Here is a 7,971-nt window from a genome sequence, read left to right as displayed (position 1 = left end):
AGCCAGCGTAGACGGTACGGAAGTTCCCATGCAGGTCGTCCCACCGACCAGGGAACCTGCCGTCGGTCGCCCATTCCCAGCCGCTCCACGCCCACGGCTCCGGGCGGAAGCCGATGCGCCATACCCGGGCGTCTGCAGTGGCCGTTGCCAGTTGGTGTCCGAGGCCCACCCGTCAGCCTGCCGCAGCGAAAGCCCGGGCGGCGGCGAGGACCGCCTGCGCGGCCTCGTCGAGCTGGCCCTCGCGCAGCAGCCGCGCCGGCGGGACGTCGTCCAACTGGGGGTTCATGCCCTGGAACCATGCCTGGACCACCGCTCTGGAGTCGCGCTCGGCCAGCAACGCTGCGACATGGTAGGCATGGCGCAGCCGCATCATCACCTCGGCCGAGGGCCTCCGCTCGCCGTCGGCCCACTGGCGCACTGCGCGGGTCTCCTTCACGGAGCCGATGTATGCGACGAGCTTCGCGCCGAGGATGTCCCTGAGGTCCCGGACCAGCTCGGCCTCGGGAAGCCTGATGGAGTCCTGGTGCGCCTTCAGTCCCCCGCGGGCTCCTGCAACTGCTGTCATGCACCCATGCTCCCATCTGGGACCAACACGAATCAAGGCCTTAATCCCACCCCATATCACAGGCTGGGAACTGGCAGAGAGCTGTGTTGGAGTAGGACGAGTTGTCGTTGTTTTTCCTGGCCAGTTTCAGCTGGTCTACAAACGATGTCTGGCGGCGACGTATTGGCGTAGGCCGCGGCGGAGTCGGTGGCGTGGCGTTCGATGGTGGCGGGTGAATAGCCGAGCGGCGCGGGCGCTGAAAATGGCTCGGAGGCCCTGCCGCAGGCCCGGAGCTGAGGTGCCGGCCGGGGGAGGTCCCGCGGAAGACCCAGTTGCTGTTCGGGTGTGCCGCGGTCAGGCCGCGGCCCGAGTCGGTTGCGAGATGGCGTCAGGGGGCGTCGAGCGGGGCCGGGAGGCGATCTCGATGCCGCCGAGGCGGACGGTGACGAGCTCGTTGGCGACGGCGACGTCGTCCAGGCGAGGGCGGTAACGTGTTCGATCTGCTGGCCGAAGACGATGACGAGGATGGCCGCGGCGCGGTCCCGCGGCGACAGCAGATCGCCATGGAACCACCTGAATCGGTGCTTGCTGCGCAGGAACGTGTGCTCGCACCTGTTTCGACTCGTCCTACCCGTTCGCCGATAATCAGCATTATGTCAAGTAGAGGATGACATGTTCGCAGCAGATGCGAATACGCCAGCGCGGACGACTCCCCTCTATTAGCGCCGTGAGGGCGGCTCTCTCTGATGGGCGGGCTGCGGCTCCTCGAGGCTGCGGACCATCAGGCAGGCGTGGACGAATACGGCGCTGACCTGCGGTTTCTCTGCCGATTTGGCCGATATTCGCATTTCATGCGAGGCTTTCGCGTATTATGCGAACAACCGAGAGCGTCCCTGCGGGTGCCGTGCCGCTGGTGCTGCGCTCCGGCGCGGGGCTGCTGAACGAGGCCGAGACGGTGTGGACGGAGATGCTCCAGGGCTGGGCGGCCCAGCAGTTCGCCCGGAACCTCTCTGCGGGCACGGTCGAGGCCCGCCGCGGCACGGTGGTGCGCTTCCGGGAGTTCGCCGGGGCCTATCCGTGGGAGTGGACCGCGGGGACGGTGGATGAGTTCTTCCTCGAGCTGCGGGCCCTGAAGGGCGCGGCGCGCTCGACGGTGCTGGGCTATCAGAACGCGCTGCGGATGTTCCTGGAGTACTTGACGGACCCGGCCTACGGGTGGTGCAGGCAGTGCTGGGAGCGCTTCGGGGACCACCCTGCACAGGTCTTTCACGAGTGGAACACCGCCCGCCACGCCCAGGACGCGCTCGGCTCCCCGGGCAAGCGCCCGTACACACGGGACGAGCTCGAGGACCTCTTCGACTGCGCCGACGAGCGCGTGCTGCGGATCCGCCGCTCCGGGGCCAAGGGCTGGATACCCGCGTTCCGGACCGCGACCATCATGAAGGTCGCCTACGCGTGGGGGCTGCGCCGGAACGAGGTCCGCCGGCTCGACCTGGTCGACTTCGCCCCCAACCCCCAGGCCCGCCAGTTCGGGAATGCCGGGATCGTCTACGTCCGGCACGGGAAGGCCATGCGCGGCTCTCCCCCGAAGCGCCGCAGCGTCCTGACCCTGCCCGAGTTCGACTGGGCGGTCGAGTGTGTGAGGCAGTGGACCGAGGAGGTCCGTCCCCTCTACGCCCCGCCCCGCTCGACCGGGATGTGGCCGAGCGAACGCGGGAACGCGGCCATCGCCGCGGACTCGCTCAGCCGGGCCTTCAACGAGGTCAAGCGGGCCGCGGGCCTGGACGAGGACCTGGACTTCCACTCGCTGCGCCGCTCCTACGTCACCCACCTGGTCGAGATCGGCTACGACGCGTTCTTCATCCAGCAGCAGGTCGGCCACGAGCACGCCTCGACCACCTCCATCTACACTGGCCTCTCCCCCGACTACCGCGCCCGCGTCGTCAACGGCGCGATCAGCCGCATGGCCGGGGAAGCCATGGCCGCGAACAAGGAGCCCGCACTGTGAAGCGTCACGTCGAATACGCCTGGCGGCTGCGCGAGCTGATGGCAGCACGCGAGATGAACAACATCTCCGACCTCATCCCCCACCTCGAGGACCGCGGCGTGGCCCTGTCCGCCTCGCAGATCTACCGGCTGATCGGCGGCAAGCCCGAGCGGATGAACCTCGCACTCCTGGGTGCGCTGCTGGACGCACTCGACTGCACCTTCGAAGAGCTCTGCCCCACCACCGTCGTCGCCGTCCCCGCCCGCGAACGCCTCACCGGCACCGAGGCCAGCACCGCCAAGAAGGACGCCGTCCGACCGGTGAGGGCCCGGATCCACCGACCCGAATGAGCCCACCGCCTGCAGCCTGCGCCCGCTGCGACCGCACCGGCGTCAAGTTCGCCACCACCTGGCCCGAGGGGCGCATCTGCCGCCGCTGCTACCAGCGGGCAACCCGGATCCACGGAACCTGCCCGGCCTGCTCCCAGCCCCGCCTCCTCCCCGGCCTCATCGACGCCGAACCGACCTGCACGGACTGCGCCGGCATCCCCAAGGACTTCCACTGCACCCGCTGCGGCCGAGAGGACGAACCGGTCCGGACAGGGCTCTGCGCCCACTGCTGCCTCGCCGACGACCTGGCCCTCCTGCTCGATGACGGCACCGGGAGCATCGCAGCACCCCTGCGTCCCCTGTTCGCGGCCCTGACCACCCAGAAGCACGCCCGCAGCGCGAGAGCGTGGCTCACCGTCAACCGGCACGCCGAACAGCTCCTGCGGGACATCGCCCAACGCCGGGCACCGCTCGCCCACGAGACCTTCCGGGACCACCCGGTGCCCCAGAAGGTCGCCTTCCTGCGCGAGCTCTGCCTCGAGCACGGGCTCCTTGGGCGCGTGAACCTGGACATCGAACGCTTCCAGGACTGGCTGGAATCCAAGGCCGAGGCCCTCCCTGCCGCCGACGCCCGGCTCATACGGCAGTACGCCCGCTGGGTCCACCTGAACCGCATGCGCCACCTCGAGCGCCGCGGCGAACTCAAGAAGGGCACCTTCCTGGCCGCCAAGCAGTCCACCACCATGGCCATCGGATTCCTCAACCATCTCGTCACACGCGGAACAATGCCCCGGGACTGCAGCCAGGCCGACGTCGACGATTGGCTCGCCACCGGCCCCACGACCCGCAGCATCGCCCGCACTTTTGTCCGCTGGGCCGTCGAGCACGGACACATTCCATCCGTGGAGTTCCCCTACCGCACGGCCCAGACCACCCCGGTCATCGGCCAGCAGCAGCGCCTCGATCACATCCGCGCCCTCACCGATCCGACCGCTCCCATCACGGCAGCCGACCGCACGATCGCGCTCTTCCTGCTGCTCTACGCCCAGCCGCTCACCCGCATCTCCCGTATGACATTGGACCAGGTCGAGGCCATCGAGGACACGATCCTTGTCTCCTTCAGCGGTGACCGGCTCGAGATCCCGCCGCCGTTCGACGGCGTCGTCCGCGCCCATCTGGACGCCCTGCCCAACGCCAACACCTCATCCCACCGCGGGCAGGCCTGGCTCTTCCCCGGCGCCCAGCCAGGGCAGCACATGCACCAGACTTCGATTATGGACCGGCTCCGCGAGCTCGGGATCGACCTCCTCGGCGCCCGCAACGCCGCGCTCCGCGCACTCGTGCTCGAAATGCCGGCCCCCGTCGTCGCCGGCGCCTTCGACTACAGCTACACCGTCACCGACCGCCACCGCCGCGATGCGGGCGCCACGTTCACTGACTACGTCACGCACAGATAGACGGCCAGTCCCGGGAGAAAGCGCCCGCCACAGCGGCATTTCCGCGAATACGCCGGTCCCGAATACGACAGGCCAGCACCAAAAGATGAGATGGATGCCCCCAAGTCCCCTCTTGATACCTAGAACTGCCATGCCTAGAATTCCTAGGTATGGCCCATGATCGGATCAAGGGGAACCTCGACCTCCTGCTGCTCGCTGCCCTCGCCGCTGGCCCGGCGCACGGCTACGAGCTCGCGGCGAGCATCCGAGAACGCAGCGACGGCGAGTTCGTTCTAGCCGAGGGCACGGTCTATCCGGCGCTGCATGGGCTTGAATCGCGCGGTCTGATCACGAGCTCGTGGCATGTGGTCGGCGGTCGGCGACGCCGTGTCTATGAGCTCAGCGGCGCCGGGCGCGACGCCCGGGATCGGCAAGCCGCCGACTGGCGGCGTTTCGCCAGCGGCATGAATCGAGTGTTGGGAGCATCCTCATGACCAGCGACCGCATTGACACCTATCTCGACGACATGCTCGACCGCCTTGAGGGCACGCCGGCAGAACGTCGCCGGATGCTCAGCGAGGCGGAGGCGCACTTGCGCGACTCCGCCGACGCGTTCGAGCGCGGCGGCATGGACGCCGACGCAGCGCAATCTGCAGCCATCGCGGCCTTCGGTGACGCGCCGACGATTGCGAGGGTGTCCAACCGCCGCAAGCCTGCCGCGCTGCTGGCCGCGTTCGTGCGCGCAGCGGCGCAGCTCGGTGTGTACGGTTTCGCCGCGATCGGTGTGGCCGCGCTTCTCGCGCGCGGCCTAGCGCTCGTGACGTCAGTCCAGTGGGTCTATGGGGCGCCGACTGGCTACCAGTTCACCCCGGCGCAGTGCGCACACTGGCTCGCGGTCCAGCCGGGCGCGAGCAACTGTCACACCGCTGCCGCAATGGAGAGCTCCGACGATTCCTTCCTCTTCGTTCTTGCGGCCGCGATCATCGGCCTGGTAGTCGCCGGCGTCATCCTCGCCATGTTGCGGTTGGCGCGGCGATATCCCCTCGGGACCGCATCTCGCCTGCCTCGCAATGTCGTCGCCGCAATCGGAGCGACGGCGTTCCTCGGCGCCGGGGCCGCTCTCGTCGCGGCCGGCGCAGCCAACGGCATTGCTCGTGGAGTGTGGGGGCAGGGCGTGCTCTACACCGATGGCGTGGTGGCGCTGATCTTCGGCGTCGTCTTCCTCATCCGTTTCCTCCGGACCATACGCCCCGTCTCTGCAGCTGCTGCGTGACTATTTCGACAACGGGCGGTCAGCTCAACTGGGCTGACTCCCCTCCCCTACAGATCCCAGAGACACGCGGGACGTGTTGTACGGCGCCTCGTTCGGCCTGCTCGACATCCACGAAGTCCAAAGAGGTCCGGGTATAGGCCACGCTGATCAGCGCCAGACGTCGGTTATGGGCTGAGTGTCTGCAGCTTGGCCTAGTGCGGGCAACCCGTAGGCCGCCTCGACGGTGCGCAGGACTCGGTAGTGGGTGATCGGCTCGCTGTACTGCCCTGGCTTCACCTGAGCACCTTCGAAGATCGTCGCGATGTGATTGCCTGCCGTATCCTCGTCCTCGTCCCACGTGACGACGAGCAGGCTGTTGTGCGCTTTGGCCCATTGCGCATACCCGTCGAGGTTGTCCTTCATCCAGGTGTCTGCGGCGGCGACCGTGCCGTCATGCATGTCGTCGGCAACGTTGGGGATCACGATCGAAACGGTAGGCAGGCTGTTGTAGTCCTGCGGAAAACTGCTGAAGGGTAGGCTTGCGGATGCCGGGACGGATGGAAAATTCGTCCAAGGGGCATGCCGACGGGCGTATTCGCCGGATGTGCAGCCGGAGTAGCCGGTTTCCGGGAGGCCTTCCGAGTAGCCGGCGAAGGTGTCGCCGGCAGCCGCCAGTTGCGCGCCGAGATTGCCAGCCGTGAAGGTGTGCGGACAAGAGTCGTCCGTGACCCCCTGAGTAGAGCCCGAAAAGAGGGCGAGATAGTTCGGTTCACTCGGATGTGCGACGCCAGCGGAATTGGTGAAGAGGGCACCCTGAGTTGCGAGTGAATTCAGGTACGGGGCGGCCGGATTGCCGATGATGTTGCCGAAGGAATGATTCTCCTCGACCACGATCACCACGTGGGACGGTCGAGGCACCGAACCGGAAGCCTGGAGCTGGCTCGGGTCCGTCGAGGATGCCCCGGCTGCTCGGGTGAGACTGGGACTTTCGCCAGACGACGGCGCGGACGTTCCTGCTGAGGAGGTGGGCGCCGCTCCCCCGCCGCTGCTCGTGCACGCGGTCAGCACGCAGCTGGCCAGCATTGCCGACAGCACCGCGGAGGCGATTCTCATAGGTGCCATTTGACCACTGTCGACGTAGACGCTGGGAAAGTCTCGGTTGGGCTGCTGGGAAATCGCTGTGAAGGGAGATCGGCGAACTGCTTTGTCCAATGAGTAGTGGGCAGGTAGCCCGGAGCATTTGGGACTGGAAATTCGAGTACCGGTTCGTGTAGCGGATGCTATGCCGCTGTGTCAAATTGGCCAGACAGATGCAGCTGCGGCCCTGCTCTAAGGCCCAGTTCGCGGCACGGGGCGGAGTGGGGTGCAAAGGATGACCACAAGACAGAAGCCATGGGTTGTTGGCCTCGGAAGGGTCGGGTCGGCGACCGGCCGCGACTTCCGGATCACACTGCCTCCGGCCGTCCTTTCAAGTGCGGTAGGTCAAGTACGAGTTGGAGGCGTGTGGTGAAAAGAATTGGCGTACTGGGGGCTGCGGTCACTTTGGCGTTGCCCTTGATGGGGGGCGTGTCGTTCCTGGCCGTGCCGGCGTATGCGGCGGTGACGTGTCAGCCGGGGACGAGCGCGCCGAGCGACAGCTTCCCGGGCACGGTGGTGACGGCGGACAACTTCGAGTCCGGAAGTCTGTCGAAGTACTCCGTGCAGGCCACGGGTGCGGCGACGGTGTCGGTTTCCTCGGCCTTCGCGCAGGACGGCGCGTGCTCGGCGTATATACACGTGCCTTCAGATGCGACTTCGGTTGGGAATTTCTCCACCCCGCTGCCCTCGGGGACCAAGGAGGTCTATGCCGACGGCTGGTTCAACATCACGCAAGGTGGGGCATCGGGCAATAACGTGCCGTACTTCCGCTTCTTCTCGGGCACCACTCGCTTCGTCGACGTCTATCGGGACAACACCACGGGCAAGCTCTGGCTGCGCTCCCTTCAACCGGACGGTGTGACATACACCTACGCTGCTCTAGGAACCGCCGCTGTTGCTTTGAGCACCTGGCATCACGTGGCGATGCACGTGATTCCGAATGGGGCCACGACGACCGTGGAGGTCTGGATCGACGGCGCCCTCCTGTACTCGAGCGCGACGGTGAACACCTCGGCCACGTCGGTGACGAGTGTGATGAACGGCGCTGAGCATGTCAGCCAAGCGGAGGATACGTATATTGACGATCTGATCGTCAAGAGTGTCGGGGCGAGCACGCCGGCGGCGCCGGTGGCCTCGTTCACGGCGTCTGCGACGACGGGGACGGCGCCGTTGGCGGTGTCGTTCACGGACACGTCCACGGGGTCGCCGACGTCGTGGTCGTGGGACTTCGGTGACGGGTCGACGTCGACGGCCCAGAATCCGGCCCATACCTACAGTGCGGCGGG

At 67.0% G+C, this 7,971-nt stretch carries 8 protein-coding genes; 6 read left to right on the top strand and 2 right to left on the bottom strand.

The genetic code is table 11. The features are described 5' to 3' along the window. Positions 1–172 precede the first annotated feature (172 nt). Positions 173–565 carry a hypothetical protein gene (locus tag LK10_RS12915; RefSeq protein WP_043124348.1) on the bottom strand — a complete coding sequence of 131 codons (393 nt, stop codon included), beginning with the start codon at positions 563–565 and terminating at the stop codon, positions 173–175. 850 nt (positions 566–1,415) lie between these two features. Here LK10_RS12915 and LK10_RS12910 point away from each other — a divergent pair. From LK10_RS12910 to LK10_RS12890, 5 genes are all read left to right on the top strand, one after another. Continuing rightward, a complete protein-coding gene (locus tag LK10_RS12910; RefSeq protein ID WP_081998512.1) occupies positions 1,416–2,552 on the top strand; it encodes a tyrosine-type recombinase/integrase in 1,137 nt (378 codons plus the stop codon). Further along, a complete protein-coding gene (locus tag LK10_RS12905; protein ID WP_043124345.1) occupies positions 2,549–2,881 on the top strand; it encodes a helix-turn-helix domain-containing protein in 333 nt (110 codons plus the stop codon). Before LK10_RS12910 ends, LK10_RS12905 begins: the two co-directional genes overlap by 4 nt. Further along, complete coding sequence (locus LK10_RS12900; protein WP_052207309.1) at positions 2,878–4,317, top strand: hypothetical protein; 1,440 nt, start codon at positions 2,878–2,880, stop codon at positions 4,315–4,317. Before LK10_RS12905 ends, LK10_RS12900 begins: the two co-directional genes overlap by 4 nt. Positions 4,318–4,466: 149 nt before the next feature. Continuing rightward, positions 4,467–4,790 (top strand): PadR family transcriptional regulator, encoded by a 324-nt coding sequence (locus LK10_RS12895; protein ID WP_043124343.1) that lies wholly within the window; start codon positions 4,467–4,469, stop codon positions 4,788–4,790. After that, complete coding sequence (locus LK10_RS12890; protein WP_043124340.1) at positions 4,787–5,569, top strand: permease prefix domain 1-containing protein; 783 nt, start codon at positions 4,787–4,789, stop codon at positions 5,567–5,569. Before LK10_RS12895 ends, LK10_RS12890 begins: the two co-directional genes overlap by 4 nt. 147 nt (positions 5,570–5,716) lie before the next feature. Here LK10_RS12890 and LK10_RS12885 read toward each other — a convergent pair whose 3' ends face one another. Further along, positions 5,717–6,661, bottom strand: coding sequence for an alkaline phosphatase family protein (locus LK10_RS12885; protein ID WP_197061936.1), 945 nt, complete (start codon positions 6,659–6,661; stop codon positions 5,717–5,719). Positions 6,662–7,114: 453 nt separating this feature from the next. Between LK10_RS12885 and LK10_RS21940 the strand changes: the two genes are divergently transcribed. Then, on the top strand, positions 7,115–7,971 hold an 857-nt coding region (locus tag LK10_RS21940; protein ID WP_197061935.1), incomplete at its 3' end, for a PKD domain-containing protein.

The sequence above is a fragment of the Sinomonas humi genome, from assembly GCF_000802235.1.
GTDB lineage: Bacteria > Actinomycetota > Actinomycetes > Actinomycetales > Micrococcaceae > Sinomonas > Sinomonas humi.
The sequence above is the reverse complement of the archived record's forward strand: the minus strand, read 5'-3'. Positions and strand labels throughout refer to the sequence as shown.

What these genes read in the sequence shown, in the direction of transcription:
- LK10_RS12915 (WP_043124348.1), bottom strand. Translation starts at nt 565, where the DNA reads ATGACAGCAGTTGCAGGAGCCCGCGGGGGACTGAAGGCGCACCAGGAC.
- LK10_RS12910 (WP_081998512.1), top strand. Translation starts at nt 1,416, where the DNA reads ATGCGAACAACCGAGAGCGTCCCTGCGGGTGCCGTGCCGCTGGTGCTG.
- LK10_RS12900 (WP_052207309.1), top strand. Translation starts at nt 2,878, where the DNA reads ATGAGCCCACCGCCTGCAGCCTGCGCCCGCTGCGACCGCACCGGCGTC.
- LK10_RS12895 (WP_043124343.1), top strand. Translation starts at nt 4,467, where the DNA reads ATGGCCCATGATCGGATCAAGGGGAACCTCGACCTCCTGCTGCTCGCT.
- LK10_RS12890 (WP_043124340.1), top strand. Translation starts at nt 4,787, where the DNA reads ATGACCAGCGACCGCATTGACACCTATCTCGACGACATGCTCGACCGC.
- LK10_RS12885 (WP_197061936.1), bottom strand. Translation starts at nt 6,661, where the DNA reads ATGAGAATCGCCTCCGCGGTGCTGTCGGCAATGCTGGCCAGCTGCGTG.